Annotated in this window: 19 protein-coding genes and 3 pseudogenes; 8 read left to right on the top strand and 14 right to left on the bottom strand. The window is 65.3% G+C overall.

Features of this window, described 5'->3' with window-relative positions; translation table 11 throughout:
• Positions 1-12 precede the first annotated feature (12 nt).
• The 4 genes from HK436_RS05390 to HK436_RS05405 are packed head-to-tail and all read left to right on the top strand — an operon-like array spanning position 13 to position 4,848.
• A complete protein-coding gene (locus tag HK436_RS05390; protein ID WP_173187915.1) occupies positions 13-1,104 on the top strand; it encodes a microcin C ABC transporter permease YejB in 1,092 nt (363 codons plus the stop codon).
• Positions 1,105-2,256, top strand: coding sequence for an ABC transporter permease (locus HK436_RS05395; protein WP_173187917.1), 1,152 nt, complete (start codon positions 1,105-1,107; stop codon positions 2,254-2,256). It abuts the gene before it with no gap.
• Positions 2,253-3,884: an ABC transporter ATP-binding protein gene (locus tag HK436_RS05400; protein WP_173187919.1), complete on the top strand. Its 1,632-nt coding sequence runs from the start codon at positions 2,253-2,255 to the stop codon at positions 3,882-3,884. The genes HK436_RS05395 and HK436_RS05400 overlap by 4 nt, the downstream gene beginning before the upstream one ends.
• 22 nt (positions 3,885-3,906) lie before the next feature.
• Positions 3,907-4,848 carry a 2-hydroxyacid dehydrogenase gene (locus HK436_RS05405; protein ID WP_173187921.1) on the top strand — a complete coding sequence of 314 codons (942 nt, stop codon included), beginning with the start codon at positions 3,907-3,909 and terminating at the stop codon, positions 4,846-4,848.
• 7 nt (positions 4,849-4,855) lie between these two features.
• On the opposite strand, the gene HK436_RS05410 is transcribed toward HK436_RS05405, so the two are convergent.
• From HK436_RS05410 to HK436_RS05425, 4 genes and pseudogenes are all read right to left on the bottom strand, one after another.
• A complete protein-coding gene (locus tag HK436_RS05410) occupies positions 4,856-5,716 on the bottom strand; it encodes a C40 family peptidase (protein ID WP_173187923.1) in 861 nt (286 codons plus the stop codon).
• Positions 5,713-6,063 carry a MarR family winged helix-turn-helix transcriptional regulator gene (locus tag HK436_RS05415; protein ID WP_173187925.1) on the bottom strand — a complete coding sequence of 117 codons (351 nt, stop codon included), beginning with the start codon at positions 6,061-6,063 and terminating at the stop codon, positions 5,713-5,715. Before HK436_RS05415 ends, HK436_RS05410 begins: the two co-directional genes overlap by 4 nt.
• Positions 6,064-6,096: 33 nt before the next feature.
• A pseudogene (locus HK436_RS05420) lies at positions 6,097-9,242 on the bottom strand (efflux RND transporter permease subunit).
• Positions 9,239-10,387: an efflux RND transporter periplasmic adaptor subunit gene (locus tag HK436_RS05425; RefSeq protein ID WP_173187927.1), complete on the bottom strand. Its 1,149-nt coding sequence runs from the start codon at positions 10,385-10,387 to the stop codon at positions 9,239-9,241. The pseudogene HK436_RS05420 and the gene HK436_RS05425 overlap by 4 nt, the downstream one beginning before the upstream one ends.
• A 137-nt stretch (positions 10,388-10,524) precedes the next feature.
• Here HK436_RS05425 and HK436_RS05430 point away from each other — a divergent pair, with 137 nt between their 5' ends.
• Positions 10,525-11,079 carry a TetR/AcrR family transcriptional regulator gene (locus HK436_RS05430; protein WP_173187929.1) on the top strand — a complete coding sequence of 185 codons (555 nt, stop codon included), beginning with the start codon at positions 10,525-10,527 and terminating at the stop codon, positions 11,077-11,079.
• A gap of 7 nt (positions 11,080-11,086) precedes the next feature.
• On the opposite strand, the pseudogene HK436_RS05435 reads toward HK436_RS05430, so the two are convergent.
• Positions 11,087-12,462: pseudogene (locus HK436_RS05435) on the bottom strand (leucyl aminopeptidase family protein).
• 136 nt (positions 12,463-12,598) lie between these two features.
• Here HK436_RS05435 and HK436_RS05440 point away from each other — a divergent pair.
• Entirely contained in the window at positions 12,599-13,414 is an 816-nt protein-coding gene (locus HK436_RS05440; RefSeq protein WP_173189970.1) for a tetratricopeptide repeat protein, read from the top strand.
• Positions 13,415-13,571: 157 nt separating this feature from the next.
• Complete coding sequence (locus tag HK436_RS05445; RefSeq protein WP_173187931.1) at positions 13,572-13,736, top strand: hypothetical protein; 165 nt, start codon at positions 13,572-13,574, stop codon at positions 13,734-13,736.
• A 176-nt stretch (positions 13,737-13,912) separates the two neighbouring features.
• On the opposite strand, the gene trmB is transcribed toward HK436_RS05445, so the two are convergent.
• From trmB to HK436_RS05490, 9 genes and pseudogenes are all read right to left on the bottom strand, one after another.
• The gene (gene trmB / locus HK436_RS05450; protein WP_173187932.1) at positions 13,913-14,611 is read right to left on the bottom strand and encodes a tRNA (guanine(46)-N(7))-methyltransferase TrmB; all 699 of its coding nucleotides are present in this window, start codon (positions 14,609-14,611) and stop codon (positions 13,913-13,915) included.
• Positions 14,612-14,747: 136 nt separating this feature from the next.
• A complete protein-coding gene (gene metK, locus HK436_RS05455; RefSeq protein ID WP_173187933.1) occupies positions 14,748-16,022 on the bottom strand; it encodes a methionine adenosyltransferase in 1,275 nt (424 codons plus the stop codon).
• Positions 16,023-16,202: 180 nt separating this feature from the next.
• Entirely contained in the window at positions 16,203-16,607 is a 405-nt protein-coding gene (locus tag HK436_RS05460; protein ID WP_173187934.1) for a helix-turn-helix domain-containing protein, read from the bottom strand.
• A 139-nt stretch (positions 16,608-16,746) separates the two neighbouring features.
• On the bottom strand, positions 16,747-18,333 hold the full coding sequence (gene lnt / locus HK436_RS05465) for an apolipoprotein N-acyltransferase (protein ID WP_173187935.1): 1,587 nt from the start codon (positions 18,331-18,333) through the stop codon (positions 16,747-16,749).
• Positions 18,334-18,434: 101 nt separating this feature from the next.
• A complete protein-coding gene (locus HK436_RS05470) occupies positions 18,435-19,343 on the bottom strand; it encodes a CHAD domain-containing protein (RefSeq protein WP_173187936.1) in 909 nt (302 codons plus the stop codon).
• On the bottom strand, positions 19,340-19,801 hold the full coding sequence (locus HK436_RS05475; RefSeq protein ID WP_173187937.1) for a CYTH domain-containing protein: 462 nt from the start codon (positions 19,799-19,801) through the stop codon (positions 19,340-19,342). The genes HK436_RS05470 and HK436_RS05475 overlap by 4 nt, the downstream gene beginning before the upstream one ends.
• A gap of 55 nt (positions 19,802-19,856) precedes the next feature.
• A pseudogene (locus HK436_RS05480) lies at positions 19,857-20,206 on the bottom strand (antibiotic biosynthesis monooxygenase family protein).
• On the bottom strand, positions 20,203-20,535 hold the full coding sequence (locus HK436_RS05485) for an NIPSNAP family protein (RefSeq protein WP_173187938.1): 333 nt from the start codon (positions 20,533-20,535) through the stop codon (positions 20,203-20,205). Before HK436_RS05485 ends, HK436_RS05480 begins: the two are co-directional and overlap by 4 nt.
• Positions 20,536-20,607: 72 nt before the next feature.
• Complete coding sequence (locus HK436_RS05490; protein WP_173187939.1) at positions 20,608-20,829, bottom strand: DUF1127 domain-containing protein; 222 nt, start codon at positions 20,827-20,829, stop codon at positions 20,608-20,610.
• Between the two features lie 97 nt (positions 20,830-20,926).
• On the opposite strand from HK436_RS05490, the gene HK436_RS05495 reads away from it, so the two are divergent.
• Positions 20,927-21,607: an ArsR/SmtB family transcription factor gene (locus tag HK436_RS05495; protein WP_173187941.1), complete on the top strand. Its 681-nt coding sequence runs from the start codon at positions 20,927-20,929 to the stop codon at positions 21,605-21,607.
• Positions 21,608-21,686 lie beyond the last annotated feature (79 nt).

Here is a 21,686-nt window from a genome sequence, read left to right on the forward strand (position 1 = left end):
CGAAGGAAACTGATGGGCGCCTATATCCTCCGCCGCCTGCTGCTGATGATCCCGACGCTGTTCGGCATCATGGCCATCTCCTTCATCGTCATCCAGTTCGCGCCCGGCGGGCCGGTGGAACAGGTGATCGCGCGCATGACCGGCGACGGCGGCGGTGCGACCGACCGCCTTTCCGGCGGCGGGGCCGACGTCTCGCAGAATTTCGATGCCGGAAACGACTACAAATATCGCGGCGCGCAGGGGCTCGACCCCGCCTTCATCGCCCAGCTCGAAAAGCAGTTCGGCTTCGACAAGCCGCCGCTCGAACGCTTCTTCAACATGTTGTGGAACTATGCCCGCTTCGATTTCGGCGAGAGCTATTTCCGCGACATCTCGGTCATCGACCTCATCATAGAGAAGATGCCGGTCTCGATCTCGCTGGGGCTGTGGATCACGCTGATCTCCTACTCGATCTCGATACCGCTCGGCATCCGCAAGGCGGTCAAGGACGGCACCGCCTTCGACGTGTGGACAAGCGGCATCGTCATCGTCGGCTATGCCATACCGGGCTTCCTGTTCGCGATCCTGCTAATGGTGCTGTTTGCCGGCGGCTCGTTCTTCGACTGGTTTCCGCTGCGCGGGCTCACCTCGGAGAACTGGGGCGACATGTCCTGGCCGGAACGTATCCTCGACTATTTCTGGCACCTGGCGCTGCCGCTGACGGCAATGGTGCTGTCGGCCTTCGCCACCACCACGCTGTTGACCAAGAACTCCTTCCTGGACGAAATCCGCAAGCAATATGTCGTCACGGCGCGGGCCAAGGGCCTGTCCGAGCGGCAGGTGCTCTACGGCCACGTCTTCCGCAACGCCATGCTCATCATCATCGCCGGTTTTCCGGGCGCGTTCATCTCCGCCTTCTTCACCGGCTCGCTGCTCATCGAGAACATCTTCTCGCTCGACGGGTTGGGCCTTCTCGGCTTCCGTTCCGTGCTCGACCGCGACTATGCCGTGGTGTTCGCCACCCTCTACATCTTCTCGCTGATCGGCCTGTTCGTCAGCCTTCTCTCGGACCTCACCTACACGATGATCGATCCGCGGATCGATTTCGAAAGGCGGGAGGTCTAGATGTCCGACGTGATCGCCAAGGGCGAAGTGGAGAAGGTGCGCGAGCGCACGGCGCGGCCATGGCTGTCGCCGCTGAACCAGCGCCGCTGGCAGAACTTCAAGGCCAACCGGCGCGGCTACTGGTCGCTCTGGATTTTCCTGGTCCTGTTCGTGCTGTCGCTGTTTGCCGAGTTCATCGCCAACGACAAGCCGATCGTCGCGTCCTACAAGGGCGAGATCCTGTTCCCGGTCTTGGTCGACTACCCCGAAGAGAAGTTCGGCGGCTTCCTTGCCGTCACCGATTATCGCGACCCGATCATCAGCGAGGAGATCGAGGCCAATGGCTGGCTGATCTGGCCGCCGATCCGCTATTCCTACCGCACGGTCAACAACGACATCCCCGAATCCGCGCCGGCCAAACCCTCCTGGCTCTATGACGCGGAGACGCGCTGCGGCCGCTATTTCGACGGCGCCGCCGACCCCGCCTGCACGGTCGGCAACTGGAACTGGCTCGGCACCGACGATCAGGCGCGCGACGTGCTGGCGCGCATCATCTACGGCTTCCGCATATCGGTGCTGTTCGGCCTCGTGCTCACGCTGGCCTCGGCCGTCATCGGCGTGTCGGCCGGCGCCGTGCAGGGCTATTTCGGCGGCTGGACCGATTTGATCTTCCAGCGCGTGATCGAGATCTGGTCGTCGATCCCGGTGCTCTACCTGATCCTCATCATCGCCGCCGTTCTGCCGCCGGGCTTCTTCATCCTGCTCGGCATCATGCTCCTGTTCTCGTGGGTCGCCTTCGTCGGCGTGGTGCGCGCGGAATTCCTGCGCGCGCGCAACTTCGAATATGTCAACGCCGCACGCGCGCTCGGCGTCTCCAACGGCACGATCATGTTCCGCCACCTTCTGCCCAACGCCATGGTGGCGACGCTGACCTTCCTGCCCTTCATCCTCAACGGCTCGATCACGACGCTGACCTCGCTCGACTTCCTCGGCTTCGGCCTGCCGCCCGGCTCGGCCTCGCTGGGCGAGCTGCTGCGCCAGGGCCAGCGCAACCTCAACGCGCCATGGCTCGGCATCACCGGCTTCCTGACGCTGTCGATCATGCTGTCGCTGCTGATCTTCATCGGCGAGGCCGTGCGCGACGCCTTCGACCCCCGGAAGACGTTCAAATGAGCGACACACCTCTCCTCTCCGTGCGCGATCTTTCCGTGGCCTTCACGCAGGGCGGCGCGCAGAATCTTGCCGTCGATCGCGTCTCCTTCGACATCGCGCGCGGCGAGACGGTCGCGCTCGTCGGAGAATCCGGGTCGGGCAAGTCCGTCTCGGCGCTCTCGGTCCTCAAGCTTTTGCCCTACCCGGCCGCCAGCCACCCCTCGGGCGAAATCCTGTTCCACGGCGAGAACCTGCTGGCAGGCGGCGAGAAGGAACTTCGCAAGGTGCGCGGCAACAAGATCACCATGATCTTCCAGGAGCCGATGACCTCGCTCAACCCGCTGCACACGATCGAGCAGCAGATCGGCGAGATCCTGAAGATCCACCGCGGTATGGGCGACAAGCAGGCCCGTGCCCGCACGCTGGAGCTGCTGCATGAAGTCGGCATCCAGCAGCCGGAACGCCGCCTCGGCGCCTATCCGCACCAGTTGTCGGGCGGTCAGCGCCAGCGCGTGATGATCGCCATGTCGCTCGCCAACGAGCCGGAGCTGCTGATCGCGGACGAGCCGACCACCGCGCTCGACGTCACCGTGCAGGCGCAGATCCTCGAATTGCTGGACGAGCTGAAGAAGAAGAACGGCATGTCGATGCTGTTCATCACCCACGACCTCGGCATCGTCCGGCGCATCGCCGACAAGGTCTGCGTGATGACCAAGGGGCGAATCGTCGAGGCCGGCCCGACCAGCGAGATTTTCGAGAACCCGCAGCACGAATACACCCGCCACCTGCTCGCCGCCGAGCCGAAGGGCACCGCCCCCAAGGCGAACCCGGACGCCGAGACGGTCATGACGGGCGACGACATAAAAGTCTGGTTCCCGATCAAGCAGGGCTTCTTCAGGAATACCGTCGACCACGTGAAGGCGGTCGACGGCATCGACGTCGTGGTCAAGGCCGGCCAGACGCTCGGCGTCGTCGGCGAATCCGGTTCCGGCAAGACCACGCTCGGCCTCGCCCTGTCGCGCATGATCTCGTCGGAAGGCAGGATCATGCTCGGCCAGAAGGAAATCGACGGCTACTCCTTCAAGCAGATGCGCCCGCTGCGCAGCGAGATGCAGATCGTCTTCCAGGACCCGTTCGGCTCGCTGTCGCCGCGCATGTCGGTCTCCGAGATCATCGAGGAAGGCCTGAAGATCCACGAGCCGAACCTGTCCGTCGACGAGCGCGACGCGATGGTTGTCGACGTGCTCGGCGAGGTCGGGCTCGATCCGGCCACCCGCTTCCGCTACCCGCACGAATTCTCCGGCGGCCAGCGTCAGCGCATCGCGATCGCGCGCGCCATGGTGCTGAAGCCGCGCTTCGTCATGCTCGACGAGCCGACCTCGGCGCTCGACATGAGCGTGCAGGCGCAGGTGGTGGACCTTCTGCGCGACCTGCAGAAGAAACACGACCTCGCCTATCTCTTCATCAGCCACGACCTCAAGGTGGTGCGCGCCCTGTCGAACCATGTCATCGTCATGCGCAACGGCAAGGTGGTGGAGCAGGGTTCGACCGAGCAGATTTTCGAGAACCCGCAAACCGACTATACCAAGGCGCTGATCGCCGCCGCCTTCGACATCGCCACCGCGCCCGCCGGCGTCGTCAGCCAGTAGCTTCACTTTCAGGACCATCGCCATGTCTTCACCTGCGCGCAGCCGCATCCTGCTTTCGGTTACCGGCTACGACCCGAAGCTGTGGAAGGAACTGCTGTCGGTCGAACACGACGTCGTCACCCAGCCGGACGGCGAAGCGATCGACTATGCGGTTGTCTGGAAGCATCCACACGGCGCTCTCGATGGGCTGAAGGGCCTCAAGGCGATCTTCTCGCTAGGCGCCGGTGTCGACCACATTCTTGCCGATCCCGGCCTGCCCGAGGTACCGATCGCGCGCATCGTGGCCGACAACTTGACCCAGCACATGGTCGAATACATGACCTGGCGGGTGCTCGATCATCACCGCAACGGCATGACCTACCGCGCCAATCAGGCGCAGAAGATCTGGCGCGAACCGCCGCAGCCCGTAGCCGGCGAGATCAGCGTCGGCATCATGGGCCTGGGTCAGCTCGGCCGCGCCTGCGCCTCCGCGTTTCTGACGCTCGGCTTCAAGGTCAATGGCTGGACAAGAACGCCGCGCCCTGTGGAAGGCGTCACTACCTTCCACGGCGAAAGCGGGCTGCGCGACTTCCTCGGCGCGACCGACATTCTGGTAGTGCTGCTGCCGCACACGCCGGCCACCGAAGGCATCATCGACCATGCGCTCCTGCGCGGCCTGCGCCGCGAAAACCGGCTTGGCGGCGCGATCCTCATCAATGGCGGACGCGGCAAGCTGCAGAAGGAGGCAGACATCCTTCAGGCACTCGACGAGGGCATCTTGAAGGAAGCAAGCCTCGACGTCTTCCAGCAAGAGCCGCTGCCTCCGCAGAGCCCGCTCTGGACGCACCCGCGCGTCTTCGTGACCCCGCACTCGGCGGCCACCTCCGATCCAGTCCATCTCGCCCCGCTGATGCTCGAACAGATCGCGCGCCACCAACGCGGCGAGGCGCTGCAGAACGTCGTCGACCGCGCGGAAGGGTATTGAGCGAAGGTCACACCCGCCGGAACCTCGTCGGCGGGCCGTAGAGGTAGGCGATTCGTTCCACGGCCGCGGCGAGCGGTTCGCGTGAGACCATCATGGTGTGGCCGTTGGCGTGGATGATGGTTTTCTCGTCGACCATGATCGCCACGTGGCCCTTCCAGAAAACGAGGTCGCCGCGCCGCAGCCCGGCGAGATTGTTGCCCACCTCCAGCGCCGCGCCGATCGTGGCCGCCTGCATGTCGGTGTCGCGGCGCACATCGCTTCCCGCCATGCGCATGGAAAGCTGTACGAGGCCCGAACAGTCGATGCCGAAGGCGCTCGATCCGCCCCAGAGATAGGGCGTGCGCTCCAGCTCTTCGGCGACCGCGACATAGTCGCCACTGACCGTGCCTACAGGCCGCAGGTGCGCGGCGACCAGCGCCTCGCCGCTTTCAAGAAGCGCGTAGTCCGTGCCGCGCGTCGTCGCTCCGCCCACCACCGTCAGCCGGCTGCCCATGGAGAGGGCGCCCGTGGCCGGCTTCTTCATGTCGGCTTCGCGATAGCTGAAGGTACGCGGCACGGCGACGACATGTGTGGGCGCCGCACCCGGCTCTGCCAGCCCTGTTGCGGGCGCGTAGCCGACATAGCCGTCGCGCGCGCCCTGCACCCAGGCGAAGCCTTCCGTTTCCTCGAAGACCATCACCTCGTCTCCGGCCAGAAGCTGGGTGTCGAGCCCGGCATCGGGCCGCGGCGCGTTGCGCAGGTCGAGAACGGGCGCGGCGACCCGCGCCGGGCGGCCGGTAACGAAACGCTGCGCCTCCACCGTGCCTCGCAGCCGCTCGTCGGCGAGATCGGGCCGGAAGGCCTGCAGCCTGCGGTCGAGGGCGTTCATATCGGCAGCTCCGCAGCCTTGTCGATGACGAGATCACCGAAGCGTTCGACGAACAGCGCGCCCTCCACGGTGCGCTTGATCAGAACGTTGCGCTTGTCCTTCTCGTCGCGGTGGCGCGACAACAGCTTGAGCGAGCCCATCGTGTCGAGCGCGCGGGTAATCACCGGCTTGGTCACGGAGAGCTTTTCAGCCAGCCCGCGCACGGTGTGCGGCGGCGGGTCGAGATAGACCGTCAGCAGGATCGCCATCTGGCGCATGGTAAGGTCGTGCGACGCCGCCTGCACCTCCGCCAGCGTGACCTGCTGCCAGAGCCGCAGCGACTGGCTGGGACGCATCGCGATGCCCATCGGCGCTCCACGGAAGGTCGTTTCGGTTCCGTATCATTCAAGCGAAAAAAAAGCGGCCGGCGCAAGGCACCGGCCGCTCTTCATTTCGTCTCTACGGCGGCTACTCGCCAGCCGGCGCCCCTGCGGCTGCGGAGCGTCGTCCTCCACATGCCCCATCTCCTTGGCGGAGATGAAGCTGTAGAACATCGGCACCACGAACAGCGTGAACATCGTGCCGATGATCAGGCCGGTGAAGATGACGAGGCCCATCGAGAAGCGCGCCGCCGCACCGGCGCCAGAGGCGATGATGAGCGGCACCACGCCCAGCGACATCGCCGCCGTGGTCATCAGGATCGGCCGCAGGCGCACCTTTGCGGAGGCGACGATCGCCTCGAAGCGGTCTAGCCCATGGGCCTCGCGCTGCTGGTTGGCAAACTCCACCATCAGGATGCCGTGCTTGGTGATCAGCCCGATCAGCGTGATCAGACCCACCTGCGTGTAGATGTTCAGCGTCGAGAGGCCGAGGTTCAGCGGCAGCATCGCGCCGAAGATCGACAGCGGCACCGTCATCATGATGATAAACGGATCGCGGAAGCTCTCGAACTGCGCTGCGAGCACCAGATAGATCACCACAACGGCCAGCGCGAAGGCGATGACGATCGTGTTGCCCTGCTCGATCTCCAGCCGCGACTGGCCGGAATAGTCGATGAAGAACCCGTCCGGCAGCAGCGGCCGTGCGATGTCCTCGATCAGCGCGAGACCGTCGCCGGTGGTCACGCCCGGCAGCGGCAGCGCGGAGATCGTCGCCGAGTTGAGCTGGTTGAACTGCTCGATGGCGGCCGCGCTGACGCCGGTGGAGATCGTCACCACCGCTGAAAGCGGCACCATCTGGCCGGTGGCGCTGCGCACGAAGAAGTCGCCCAGCCGTTCCGGATTCTCGCGGTACTCCTGCGGCACCTGCATGATGATGTCGTAGCTGTTGGAATCGCGGTCGAACTGCGCGATCGCGCCGCCGCCCACCAGCAGGCTCAGCGTGGAGCCGATGTCGCGCACCGGCAGGTTGAGTGCCGCCGCGCGTTCGCGGTCGACCGTGATGACCACCTGCTGCGCGTTGAAGGCGAGCGAGTTCTGCACGACGATGAAGCGGCCGCTTGCCTGCGCCTCCTGGCGCACCTGCTCGGCCACCTCGTAGACCTGGCTCGGATCGCCGGTCGACTGGATCACCAGCGAGATCGGCAGGCCGCCGCCGGCACCCGGCAGCGAGGGCGGCGCGAAGACCAGCGCCTCGACGCCGGCGATCTTGGACAGCCGCGCCTGGATGTCCTGCTGGATTTCCTTCTGCGACCGTTCGCGCTCGGCCCAGTCCTTGAGCGCCCACACCGAGATGCCTGAATTGGTCTGGCCGCCGAAGCCGACGATTGAGAAGTTCGCGTCGAGCTCCGGCAGGTCCTCCGTCAACGCGCGCATCTGGTCGGTGTACATCTTGGTGTACTCCGTCGTCGCATAAGGCGGCGCGGTCACCAGTGCGAAGAGCGCGCCCTCGTCTTCTTCCGGCGCGAGCTCGCTCGAGGTCTTCATGAACATGAAGCCGGTCAGGCCAACCAGCACCAGCACGATCAGCACCGTCACCGGCCGATAGTTCAGCGAACCGTGGACCAGTCGCTCGTAACGCGCCGAGACGCGGTCGAAGGTATTGTCGACGGCCTGCTGGAAGCGGCTGTGTCCACCGCGCTTGAGCAGCCGCGCCGACATCATCGGCGTGATCGTCAGGGCGACGATGCCGGAGATGACGACGGCGCCGGCCAGCGTCATGGCGAATTCGCGGAAAAGCGAACCCGTCAGGCCGCCGATGAAGGCGAGCGGCGCGAACACGGCCGCCAGCGTGATCGTCATCGCGACGACCGGCCCGGTGATCTCCTTCATGCCGACGAACGCCGCCTGCCGGGGCTCAGCCCCTCCTCGATATGCCGGTGGATGTTCTCCACCACCACGATGGCGTCGTCGACCACGAGGCCGATGGCGAGCACCATCGCCAGCAGCGACAGGAGGTTGATCGAGTAGCCGAGCGCGAACAGCACGAAACAGACGCCGATCAGCGACAGCGGTATCGTGACGATCGGCATCAGCACCGAACGGAACGAGCCCAGGAAGAGAAGAATGATGACAATGACGATCACCACCGCTTCGGAGATCGTCGTGAACACCTCGCGGATCGATGCGCTGATCTGCTCGGTGGCGTTATACATCATCGTCAGCGTCATGCCCTCGGGCAGGCTCGCCTGGATCGCCGGCAACTCGTCGAGCACGGCCGAGGCCGTGTCCAGCGGGTTGGCGGACGGGGTAGGGAAGACGCCGATGAAGGTCCCCGGCTGGCCGTTGAAGGTAACGACCATGTCGCTGCTTTCGGCGGCGAGCTCCACCTCGGCGACGTCGCGCAGCCGCACGACGTCGTCGCCAGTCGCCTTGAGCGGCAACTGGCCGAACGCCTCGGGGTTTTGCAGCGTCGATTCCATCGTCACCGAATAGGTGACGAACTCGTTCTTGGTCTTGCCTGGGGCCGCGAGGAAGTTGGCGGAATTGATGGCGTTCATCACCTCCGCGGCTGTCATGCCGCGGGCGGCCAGCCGCACCGGATCGACCCAGACGCGCATGGCGTAGTTGGCCGCGCCCATGATCTGGACCTCGGCGACGCCCGGAATGGTCGACATGCGCGGCCGGATGACGCGTTCGATATATTCCGTCACCTGCTCGTTGGTCATGTTCGGGTTCTGCAGCGCCAGATACATGGTGGCGAACTGCATGCCCGTGCCCTTGACGATGGTCGGATCCTCGGCCTCGCTGGGCAACTGGCTGCGCACCTGCTGCACCTTCGACATCACCTCCGTCAGCGCGACGTCGGGGTTGGAGCCCAGCCGCATCTGCACGGAAACGACGCTCGCGGAGGGGCGGCTCTGCGAGGTGACGTAGTCGACGTTCTCCGTCGTGGCGACGGCGGCCGAGATCGGCGCGGTGATGAAGCCCTGGATCAGCTCGGCGCTGGCGCCCGGATAGATCGTGGTGATCGTGATCACGGTCTCCTCGACCTCCGGATACTGGCGCACCTGGAGGTTGAAGAGCCCCTGGAAGCCCAGGAGCAGGATCATGATGCCGAGCACCGACGACAGGACGGGCCGGCGGATGAAGATGTCGGAGAAGCTCATTTCGACGCCGCCTGTTCACCGGTCTGTCCGGCCGGATCGATAGTGTTGTCGACGGCGATGGGGGTCCCGTTGTTGAGGCGGTTCTGGCCTGCCGTCACCACCATCTCGCCGCCTTCGAGGCCGGAGGCGATTTCCACCTGGCTGCCGGACCGGCGCCCCACCGTCACGAAGACCTGCCGCGCCTCGAGTTTCTCCGCCTCGCCTTCGGCGGGGACCTGCTCTTCGCCGTCAGCCTCGGGCTTGCGGGCGACGTAGACATAGTCGCCGTAGAGGCTCGTCACGACGGCCGTCTGCGGCAGCGCGATGACGTCGTCCTCCTTCGGCATATCGACATAGATGCGCGCGAACTGGCCGGGCGTCAGACGCTCGTCCGGGTTCTCGATCGCCGCGCGCACCGAAACCAGCCGGCTCGACGGGTCGACCTTCGGATCGATGCCCACGATCTCGCCGGTCAGTTCGTTGTCGTCGCCATCCACGGTCAGGCGCACCGGCTGGCCGATGCTGAGCTGGCTCAGCCGCTGCTCCGGCACGGTGAAGTCTGCCCGCATCGTCTCCAGGTCCTGCAGCGTCACCACGCTGGCGCCCGGCTGCAGATACTGGCCGATGTCGACGCGCGGAATGCCGACGGTGCCGGCGAAGGGCGCGCGGAGCTGCTTCTGCTGCAGCACCGCTTCGAGCTTTTCGGCCTGCGCGCCGGAAGCCGCCGCAGCCGCTTCGGCAGCCTGCAACGACACCGTCGAGCCAACGCCGCGCTGCTGCAACTCCATCGCGCGATCGAGCGCCTGCTTGTCGAGATCGGCCTGGGTGCGGGCAGCGAACAGATCGGCCCGCTGCACGGCGTCGTCGAGCTGCACCAGAACCTCGCCCTGCTCGACCCGCTGGTTGGCGCTAAAGTGCAGCTCCTTGACGATGCCCGTCGTCTCCACCGTCAGGTCCACGCCCCGGATCGCATTCACCGTTCCGATCGCATCGATCGACGGGGTCCACGATTCCGGCTTGACCTCCACCGTGGAGACTGTGACGGTCGCAACCGGCATGTTGGCGAAGAAGTTCTCGATCGCCTGATCGCGGAATAACTGCCAGCCGACTATACCGGCTGCAACGAGAGCCAGCAGTACGATTGCGATGAGGAGGCGCTTGATCATGGGTGTTGGGCTTTCTGGCTGGAACCGACGAGCAAAGGCCAACGGCCTCCGTGAGAGGGCCGCAATAATAACCTTGCAAATCGAGGGCGATCTACTGTACCGTCTGGACGGTATTGTCAACCCCGATTGTAGGTGAAATGGCAGATAAACGACCCAACACCAGGCAGCGTCTTCTCGAAGCGGCAGCAGACATCTCCCGTGAATCGGGAGCCGGCAGCCTCTCCCTCGACGCCGTCGCCGCCCGGGCGGGCACCTCCAAGGGCGGACTTCTCTATCATTTTCCAACCAAGGCCGCGCTCATGGAAGGCGTGGTGGAGATGTTCGTCTCGAGCTTCGCCGAAACCCTGTCGGCGCGCGCCGCCGAAAAGCAGGGCGAACCCAACGGCCTCGCCGAAGCCTATCTCGAGCTTTTCGTGGAAGACCACGATTGCAACAAGCCGCCGCCCTCGGGCCTGCTTGCGGCACTCGCCGAAAACCCGGACTTCCTGAGACCCGTGCGTCGTTTCGAGCGCGAGCTACTCGACCGCATGAAGGAAAACAGCGCCGATCCGGCGCTGTCGATCGTCATCTTCCTGGTCGCGCTGGGCGTGCGCAATTCGGCCCTCATCAACCTCGACGTCCTGACCGACGAGGAATTCCACCTCGTCACCGAGCGCTTGAAAACGCTGCTCGAAGCCGCGCCGGACCAATAGCGCGCCCTCAGCCGCCGTAGCGGCGCGCCAGCACATCCTCGATTGCGCGAATGCCCTGCGCCTCGCCGCCCACGGGGCAATGGGGCCGGTCGACCGGGCTCCAGCCGTACACGTCCAGATGCGTCCAGCTTTGCGCCTTCTCCACGAAACGGCGCAGGAACAGGGCCGCCGTCACCGCGCCTGCAAAGCCATCCGACGTCACGTTGTTGACGTCGGCGACCTTGGAAGCGAGCTTCCTGTCGTAGGGCGTCCATAACGGCATCCGCCACAGCGGGTCGGCCACGCGCATCGAGGCTTCCGCCAGATCGGATGCAAACGCTTCGTCATCGGTGAAGAAGGGTGGCAGGTCGGGCCCGAGCGCCACCCGCGCGGCACCCGTCAGCGTCGCCATGTCGATCAGCAGCTGCGGCTCTTCCTCGTCCGCGAGCGCCAGCGCGTCGGCCAGCACCAGCCGGCCTTCCGCATCGGTGTTACCGATCTCCACCGTCGGCCCCTTGCGGCTCTGGAGCACATCGCCCGGCCGGAAGGCGTTGCCCGCGATGGAGTTCTCGACCGCCGGCACCAGCACCCGCAGCCTCACCTTCAGCCCCGCCGCCATGATCATCGACGCAAGGCCGAGCACATTTGCGGCCCCGCCCATGTCCTTCTTCATCAGCAGCATGCCGGAGGCCGGCTTGATGTCGAGCCCGCCGGTGTCGAAGCACACGCCCTTGCCCACCAGCGTGATCTTCGGCGCGCCCTTCGACCCCATGTGAGGTCGATGAGCCGCGGCGCCTGCGCGGATGCGCGTCCCACTGCGTGGATCATCGGGAAGTTCTTCTTCAGGAGATCGTCGCCGGCAATCACCTTCACGCTCGCCTTGTGCACCTTGGCCAGCTTGCGCACAGCCGCCTCCAGCGCGTCAGGGCCCATGTCGCTCGTCGGTGTATTGATGAGGTCGCGCACGAGGTAGACCGCATCGGCCCGGCGCTGCACCGCCGCGAGGTCCGAGCCGTCGGCAACGGCGAATTCCAGTTTGGGCGTCTCGTTCTTGCGATAGCGGGAGAAGCTGTAGCCACCCAGCGCCAGACCCAGCGCCGCCAGTTCCGGTTCCTCGACCTGCCCGGCAAATCGCCATGCCCCATCGGGAAGCTGGCGCGCGAGTGTTCCCGTTTCCAGCGGCGCGAAGCCGCCGCGCTCGGCTGCCACGCCGAACAGCGCGCCGGCTACGGCGCCGCCTTCGCCCGGCAGCACCAGCAGCTTGCCCGCCTGCCCCGAAAACCCGTTGGCTGCCGCCCAGGCGCGCGACCGGTCGTCGAGATCGAGCTGCTCGAAGCTCTTCTTGGTGACGAGGTGAACGGGACGTGCGTCACGCGCGGGCTTTTCGGTCAGTTTCAGCGGCATGGGAGACTTCCTGATGCCGGACGGAACCCCGGCGCTGGCGGCAGCGCCTTAACCGTCCGTTAGGGTTAACAGACTATTGCTCGTTCCCGGATGCGCCCTCTTGCAGGGCAATGACGGCATGGAGACGAGCGTGCAGATGTTGACCAACCGCGCGACGAACGCAACGGGAAAACGCCTTCGCACCACGGCAGCGGCACTTGCGCTGGCCCTGGCGCTGGCCGGCTGCGCCACCAAGGACCGCATCACGACCGGATCGGTCAGCCGTCCGTCCTCCGCCCCCGTTGAGACCATGTCGACACAGCAGCTCGCGTCCGAGGCGCAGACGCTGGGCCAGATTTACGCCAAGAACCCCAAGGACGTGAACACGGCGATGCGCTACGCCTCCGTCCTGCAGATGAACGGGCGAACCGACCAGTCCCTGGCGGTGATGCGCAAGCTTGCGATCGACTATCCCAAGGAGCGCCAGGTGCTTGCGGCCTACGGCAAGGCGCTCGCCGCGGCCGGCGAGCTGGAGCCGGCGCTTGACGCCGTGCGCCGCGCCCAGACACCTGAATATCCAGACTGGAAGCTCGTTTCGGCCGAGGCAGCGATCCTCGACCAGCTCGGCAAGCCGCAGGAGGCCCGCCAGCTTTATCGCCGCGCCCTCGAGATGAAGCCCGGCGAACCCTCCATCCTGTCCAACCTCGGCATGTCGCATCTGCTTGAAGGCGACCTCAAGACCGCCGAGAACTACATGCGACAGGCCGTCGAGACGCAGGGCGCCGACAGCCGCGTGCGCCAGAACCTTGCCCTCGTCGTCGGCCTGCAGGGGCGCTTCAAGGAAGCAGAAGAGATCGCCAGCCGCGAACTCTCACCCGACCAGGCCCAGGCCAACGTCGCCTACCTGCGCACCATGCTCTCCCAACAAAACGCCTGGAGCCAGCTCGAGCAGGAAGAAAAGAACACCAACTGACAGCGGCGATACTTCGACAAGCTTCACGTCCGCATGCCGGCTGGGGCTTTATGCTGCACTGCACAAAAATGCATGGCGGCTATGTCGAAACGTCGCTTCCGCTGCGGCAGCCGGCTTCCTATCTACGTCGCATCGCACAGCCGATGAGACAGGAAAAATGTCCAACAGATCACTGACGAGGGGAATCTCGGAATTCCTCGACATAGTGGGAAGCGCATTCGCCGTATCGGCGGCCACGCGTGAACACCGGCCCGCAAGGGACGCAGACCTTCTGCGTCTCGGCATCGATCCGGTTCGGTTCCGCGGGATCAAGCGCTTCTGAGAGACCGTTCGAGCGTTCGCTCCGGCGAGGCAGGTGGCGCGGTTTTCGAGAACCGACGCGCAGCGTACCTTCGGTACGTGAGCATCGGAAGCGTAGAAAGCCGCGTCAGATGCCAGCCGGAGTAGAACTATCGAGCAGTCTCTGAAGCGGGCACGCGCCCGCAAAGGATGGCCGGCCTATCCGCGCAGAAATGTGAGATAGGCCGGCGTCCTTCCTTCTCTTATCGCCTTCGCCTCGTAGCGTGTGCCCGGCCAGCCCCCATAGGGCGTGCGCCAGTCTTCAGCCGAGGCCGCGCGCCATTCGAACGCCTCGTGCTTCCGGCATGCCAGCAGCGTCCAGTCGACATAGGTATCGATGTCGGATGCGAAGCGAAACACCCCGCCTTTCTTCAGCACCCTTGCAAAACGATCCATATTGGCTTCGTTGACGAAACGGCGCTTCCAGTGCTTCTTCTTCGGCCACGGGTCGGGATAGAACAGGTCTATCCCGTCCAGCGACGCGTCCGGAAGCCAGTCGAGCAGGCGGGTCGCGTCGTCGTCGTAAAGCCGAAGGTTGCCGCGCGGCTCGTCGTCCAGCAGCGAAGCCATCTTGGCCATGCCATTGACGAAGGGCTCCACGCCGATGAAGCCAGTCGTTGGGTTGCGGCCGGCCTCCAGATGCAGGTGCTCCCCGCCGCCGAAACCGATTTCCAGCCGAACGCCATCGACCGGCACGCCGAACAGGCCGGTCAGGTCGTCCGGCGCCGGGCTGCCGAGGTCGAGCATGAGCCCCGGCAGGAGCCGCGCGGCGGCTTCCGCCTGGGCGGGGCGCAACGACTTGCCCCGCCGACGACCGAAGAAGGCCTCGGTCGCGCGCTTGCGCCGCTCTTCCGCCATTCCCCGATGCTCCTTCAGTACCACCCAAGCAATGCGTCAGGGCGAGTCGAAAATGGCGGCTTTCGAGAACCGGAGCGGAGCGTACCGAGGTACGTGAGCACCGGAAGCGCAGAAAACCGCCATTTGCTGACCGGCCTCACGCGTTGCTCGCCACCGCTTCCTTGAGCGCCTTGACCAGATCGGTCTTCTCCCAGGAGAAGGAGCCGTCGCGGCCGGCCTTGCGGCCGAAATGCCCATAGGCGGCGGTCCTGCCGTAGATCGGCTTGTTCAGGTCGAGATGCCGGCGAATGCCGGACGGCGACAGGTCCATAACCTTGCGGATCGCTGCCTCGATCTGTTCTTCGGTCACGCCCTTGCCGGTTCCGTGCAGGTCCACATAGACCGAAAGCGGCTGTGCGACGCCAATGGCGTAGGAGAGCTGGATCGTGCAGCGCTCGGCCAGCTTCGCCGCCACCACGTTCTTGGCCAGATACCGCGCCGCATAGGCGGCCGAGCGGTCGACCTTGGTGGTGTCCTTGCCGGAGAACGCGCCGCCGCCGTGCGGAGCCGCGCCGCCATAGGTGTCGACGATGATCTTGCGGCCGGTCAGGCCGGCGTCGCCGTCGGGGCCGCCGATCACGAACTTGCCGGTCGGGTTGATGTACCAGTTGCAGTCGTCGGCGATCTTCAGGTCGCCGAGCGCCTCGCGGATATACGGCTCGACCACCGCGCGCACCTTCTTCGAATCCCAGCTTCCGTCCAGGTGCTGGGTCGAGAGCACGATCTGGGTCGCCTCGGCCGGCTTGCCATCGACATAGCGCACAGTCACCTGGCTCTTGGCGTCCGGGCCGAGCTTGCTGGCCTCACCCTCACCAGCGTGGCGGGCGGCGGCCAGCAGTTCGAGGATCTTGTGGCTGTAGTAGATCGGGGCCGGCATCAGGTCGGGCGTCTCGTTGCAGGCGTAGCCGAACATGATGCCCTGGTCGCCAGCGCCTTCCTCGCCCTGCCTGTCGGACGCATTGTCGACGCCCTGCGCGATGTCGGCCGACTGGCCATGCAACAGCACGTCGATCTTGGCGGTCTTCCAGTGGAAGCCATCCTGCTCGTAGCCGATGGCGCGGATCGCCTTGCGGGCGGCGGACTTGAACTTCGACGGATTGATCAGCGGAAACTCCGCCGCATTCGTCATGATCGAGCCGTCCTTATTCTTCCTGAGAAGCGAGTCGGGCACCCGGACTTCTCCGGCGATCACGACCCGGTTGGTCGTCGCCAGCGTTTCGCATGCGACACGCACGTCCCAGGGGTTCATCCCGGTCTTCTTGGCCTCGCGATAGACGAGATCCACGATCTCGTCCGAGATGCGGTCGCAAACCTTGTCGGGATGGCCTTCGGAGACCGATTCGCTGGTGAAAAGGTAGTTCTGGCGTGCCACGGGTATCCCCTCTCGAAAGAAATGCCGGAACGATCCGGCAAAGACGCAATCTGTTACCGAGGCCCGCCTTGTGCCGTCAAGCAAACAAACGTTCGTCAATCCTATGAAAAAGGAGAAAATGGTCGTGCGAAGCCGCTACGCTACCGCGCGGCCACGCCGGTTACGCGAGAACGGGCGGGATCATTCCTCGTCGGCGAGTGCCCTTACGAGATCGATGATCTTTGTCCGGACCTTCGGATCGGAAATGCGCACGAACGCCCGGTTGAGCCGCAGGCCCTCGGTGCTCGACAGGAAGTCGACCACATACGTGGTCTGGCTTTCCTCCGACAGGCCTTCAGCACCTGGTCCTCCCGGCGCGTCCTCGAAGAAGAAGGCGACAGGAACCTCGAGGATCGAGGCGATTGCCTGCAACCTGCTGGCGCCGACGCGATTCGTCCCCTTCTCGTATTTCTGGATCTGCTGGAACGTGATGCCGAGGCTTTCCCCAAGCTTCTCCTGGCTCAGGCCCAGCATGTTGCGCCTGAGACGGATGCGGCCCCCGACATGAATGTCGATCGGATTCGGCTTCTTCTTGTTTTCCGGCATGATTCCCTCGCCGTTACCTGCAAAGGTTGAACTTCCAACTTCCCTTTGCCGGAATGGATCGGCTGGATCCCCCATCGATCCAGCGTGACGAATCCCTCGGCAGACGGCTTTTCACTATGAATCTCTAATATACGCGCTGTCAATCAGACCGGTAGCCGGAAAACAGGCAGGTCAAGACCGACCAAAGGCCTAGAATCACCAGAAAGGATGCCCCTGCAAGAGCCGGCGAGCCCAAACCTTCGACCCGCTGCCGCGGCACCGAAACGTCCAGCACGCCCACTGCATCGATCGCAAATGCGTCGATTACGCGGCCATAGGCGTCGACGACCCCGGAAATACCGTTATTGGCGGCGCGCACCAGAGGCCGTCCAGCCTCGACCGCGCGAATCTGCGCCTGGCGGAAATGCTGGTACGGGCCGGGCGTGTTTCCGAACCAAGCGTCGTTCGTCACGTTGAGGATGACATCCGCGTCGACATTGCCGTAGCCCGCGATGCCCGGAAAGATGATCTCGTAGCAGATGAAGGGCAGCGCCTTTACACCGCCCGCCGTCTCGATGCTGCGGCGAGGGCCGCCCGGCGAAAAGTCCGACACCGACTGCACCAGCCTCTTCATGCCGAACCGTCCCAGCAGATCCGCGAACGGCAGGTATTCGCCGAACGGCACCAGCCTGATCTTGTCGACCGCGTCGTAGGTCTCGCCGGCCGCATTGATGCCGACGACGGCATTGTAGTAGCGCACGTCCTGCGCCTGGCTCGCGCCCTCTACGCGTACGGCGCCGACGAGCAGCTCTGTCTGTCCATCCGCGACGAGCTCGCCCAGCGCCACCAGCGCATCCGGGCGATCAGCCAGGATGAAGGGCACGGAGGTCTCGGGCCACACGATCAGGTCGGGCGCTGGCGCGCCCTCCGCCGGTGGCCGCGCGGACAGGTCGAGATAGGTCGCGAAGATGCGGTCGCGCACGTTCGCATCCCACTTCTCGGTCTGGTCGATCGAGGGCTGCACGATACGCACGTTGACGAGCGTCTCCGGCGCGGCATCCGCCGTCGAAAGACGCCATGCGCCATAGCCGGCATGGGCGGCGATCAGGAGGCCCGCGAGGCCGAAGCCAGCCAGCCGCCCTTTGGGAGACGCCAGCAGCGCCGGCATCGCGAACACGAAGACGGCCAGCGCATTCATGCCCGTCATGCCGACGACACCGACCGATTGCATGAGCAGCGGAACGGGCATCGCCGCCTGCCCTATGGCGTTCCAGGGGAAGCCCGTCAGGACAACGCCGCGCAGCCATTCGGCCACGCCGAACGCAAAGGCGATTGCCGCGATCCGGCCGAGGCCGTCGCTCCACAGGAGCCGCGCGACCACGGCGGCCAGCCCGTGGAAGATGGCGAGCAGCGCCGGCAGGCCGAATACGGCGAGCGGCAGCGCCCAGGCAAAGAGATCGGCTTCGACCAGCAGCGCATTTCCGGTCCACCAGAGGCCTGCCACGAAGTAGCCGAAGCCGAACCACCAGCCCGTCAGGAAAGGCCTGAAAATGCGTCGGAAGAACCGTTCGCCGGGCGCGCTGGCCGATCCGTCCAACAGCCACACCAGCACCGGAAAGGCGATCAGGCAGGCAGCGAAGAAATCGAATGGCGGCTGGCCAAGGGCCGCGACTGCGCCGGCCAGAAAAGCAGCCAGCGCCCTGCGCCACCCCCACAGCAGTATGACCTTGCCGGCCAGGCGCTCCATCAGATCCCCGGAATTGCGTGAATCACCCCGACGATGTTCTAGAGCCTTTCCCTGGAAGGGAAACCTTCGGTGCCGGGAATTCGACGATGGCGCGGCGTCTATCACGCAGCTTTGGCGATGCTCCTGCGCAAACGCTTCTTGGGCTTCTCGGGCGCATCTGCCAGAAGCCTCCGGGCCTCCGAAAGCGCCTGTTTCGACAGCGCCCCAACGTTTTTCCGCAGGAGCCGGTCAAACGGTTTCGTATCGATCGCTTCCGGCAAGCCGAGCGCGCCGCTCGCCAGCCCGTCGCGCATCACGTGAATGTCATTGATCTCGCCGAGCCGTTCGCCCAGTTCTTCAACCTCGGCGCGCCGCTTCTTGATGTTGCCGCCCATGAAATCGCGCAGCAGGCCGAGTTGCGCCCAGTGTGCTTTAACGGCCTTGCGCAACTCGTGAAAATCTTCCGGCTCGCCGCGAGCCCGTGCCTTTTCGAGTGCCTTGCCCCAGTGTTTCAGCGTCTTTGCGAAGCCTTTGGCGAGTACCGCGCCGTCGGAGACATCGGCAAGAGACTGGCCGCGACGAAGCCGTTCCAGCGCCGCCCGGCACATGGCAGCCGCTTCATCCCGCGCCTCGTCCAGCGCCTGCCCAGCGATCCTTGCATGACGGGCGTCGAGCGCATCGCGAATTTCCGCCAGATGGCAGGCCTCGACCTTCTCCGGGAACGCGGCAATGAACCGGTCGACCGTCTCTACCGCAGCGGTCGCCTCGCGCGGTCCCGCGATCAGCCGCGCCGCATCGCGAAGGCGTCGCCCTTCCTCTTTCATCAGCGTCTTGTCGGCGGCGCGCACCAGAAGCAGCAGGGCACGCAGCTTCTTGATGCCCTTGCGGGCCTCATGCAGCGCCTTGCCATGGTCGCCCTCCCCGTCTTCCAGATGCCCTATGACGCGACCGCCGGTCTCGTCGAGGATGCGCATCACCTCGGCGTCGAGCGATCTCGACGGAGCAATGCGGACAACCGGCTGGGCCGTCACGGCGCGCCCTCCAGCGCCAGCGAGAGGTTGTAGAAAGCCCGATCGCCCGTCACCTCGTCGCCGAGCCAGTCCGGCAATTCGTCGTCCGGCACGTCGTCGGGTGTCTCCAGCTCGGCGATCACCAGCCCGGCCAGCGCGCCCTCGAACGTGTCGACATCATATTCGCGCCCGCAATGGGGCACCTTGTGGCGCGTCTTTTCGACGACGTTGCCCAGCGCAAAACGCAGCAAGTCGCGCGCATCTGCCAGCGGAATCGGATATTCGAACTCGTCGCGTGCCCGCGCGGCCCCGCCGAACTTGATCGTCAGCTTCGCCTTCTCGCCATCCACTATGCGCACACGCACGGAGCGGTCCTCGCCGGCGCTCACATAGAACTGGCTGATGGCGGTGGCATCCTTCGCCGCCGCCCGCCAGCCGGAGGTCTTCACCAGAAACTTGCGCTCGATCTCCTTGGCCATGCCGGCATCAAATCGCGCGTGTGGCCGGTTGGCAAGCCCGCGGCGGGCAGCCCGCTCAGCGCTCGTGCACCGCCCTGCTGTCGGCAGGCGCCTGTTCGCGGCGCTCTTCCAGCCCATAGTCGCGCACGACATGGGCGATCCGCAGCCTGTAACCGTCGAAGATGCCGCCCCGGCCGGCCTTCTGCGCCAGCCGGTGCTCGCGCGTGTTGCGCCATGCGGCAACAGCATCATCGTCGCGCCAGAACGACAGCGACAGGATGCGGTCCGGGTCCGACAGACTCTGGAAGCGCTCGATCGAAATGAAGCCATCGATCGGGTCGAGCAGCAGGCGCAATTCGCGGCGAGCGACAGATAGGCGTCGCGGCGGCCGGCGGAGGGTTCCACCTCGAAGATAACCGCGATCATGGCGCAATCCTTTCGCCATGCGGCGCCGAGGCCAGCTTCAGGAAGATGCGGTCCTCCTTGAGGATGAAACGCTTCTCGCGCGCGAACCGATAGTTCTCCTTGCCTATCGGGTCGGCGGCCAACCGCGCCCGATAGGTCTCGTATTCAGCGAGGCTGTCGATCGAATAGACACCGTAGGCCGTCGTTGCGGAGCCCTCGTGCGGCGCGAAATAGCCGATCAGGTCGGCTCCGCAGCGCGGGATCGCCTCGCCCCAGTTGCGGGCATAGGTCTCGAAGTCCTCCTTGCCGAAAGGATCGATCTCGTAGCGGATGAAACAGGTAATCGTCATGTCGTCTCCCTTGTTCATTCGATGACGCTTCGATGCGGAACGAAGCATTTCAGCGTCGTACCGCGCTATGGTTCAACGCCAGGGCGGCTTGCGGCACTCGTGCTCGGCCATGCCGCGCGTGATGCCGATGTCGTCCAGCATTCGGTCCTCGAGTTCGGCGAGGTCCAGACGCTGGCGGTGGCGGTCGTTCCAGCGCCAGAGCCGGCGCATCAGGGCAATGACGCCGCGGCCCGGCGAGGGTGCCTTGGCCAGTGTCTCGGAACGGTTCGGTAGCAAAGGCACGGTGGTGCGCATGGCGGAACTCCTTTGAGTAACACCCTACCGATTGCGTGACGACAACGCTTCGACTACCATCGAACCGTGATGTAATTCAGTGAGCCGGGAGGCACCGATGAAGGAAGGTCCGGATCTGTCGCGTGTCGCAGCGCTTGTCGGCGATCCCGCCCGCGCCAACATGCTGTCGGCGCTGATGGGCGGCACGGCGCTCACGGCCAGCGAATTGGCGCTGGAAGCCGGCGTCAGCCTGCCGACGGCCAGCTCGCATCTGGCGAAACTGTGCGATGGCGGCCTCGTACGTGTCGCCGCGCAGGGCCGCCATCGCTATTTCGCGCTTGCCGGCACGCAGGTTGCGTTGATGATCGAGGCGATCTCCGGCGTCGCGGAGGCTGTCGGGCCGCAGCGCACCAGGCCCGGACCGCGCGACAGGGCGATGCGCGAGGCGCGGGTCTGCTACGACCATCTTGCCGGCGAGCGTGGCGTGGCGCTGTTCGACCACCTGGTGGCACGCGGGCTGCTGGTCGAGGACGCCGAGCGACTGACGCCCAGCGACGCCGGCCGGCGCTGGTTCGAGGCGCTCGACATCGATGTCGGCGCGCTCAAGCAGGCGCGACGTCCGATGTGCCGCGCCTGCCTGGACTGGAGTGTGCGCCGCTCGCATCTTTCCGGCAGCCTCGGCGCGGCCATGCTCGACACCATCACGACGCGCGGCTGGGCGCGGCGCGACAAGCACAGCCGCGCCGTGGTCTTCACCCCGACCGGCCGCCGCGCATTCGACAAGTTGCTCGCCGATTGAACCGTGGAAGGTTGACCCTGCCGGCCCGGCGCTTCAATCTGGCTGTGGGGATCGGAACAGCCTTTCGGCGGGAGGTGGC

Origin of the sequence: Neoaquamicrobium sediminum (assembly GCF_013240295.1) — a bacterium.
Classification (GTDB): domain Bacteria; phylum Pseudomonadota; class Alphaproteobacteria; order Rhizobiales; family Rhizobiaceae; genus Aerobium; species Aerobium sediminum.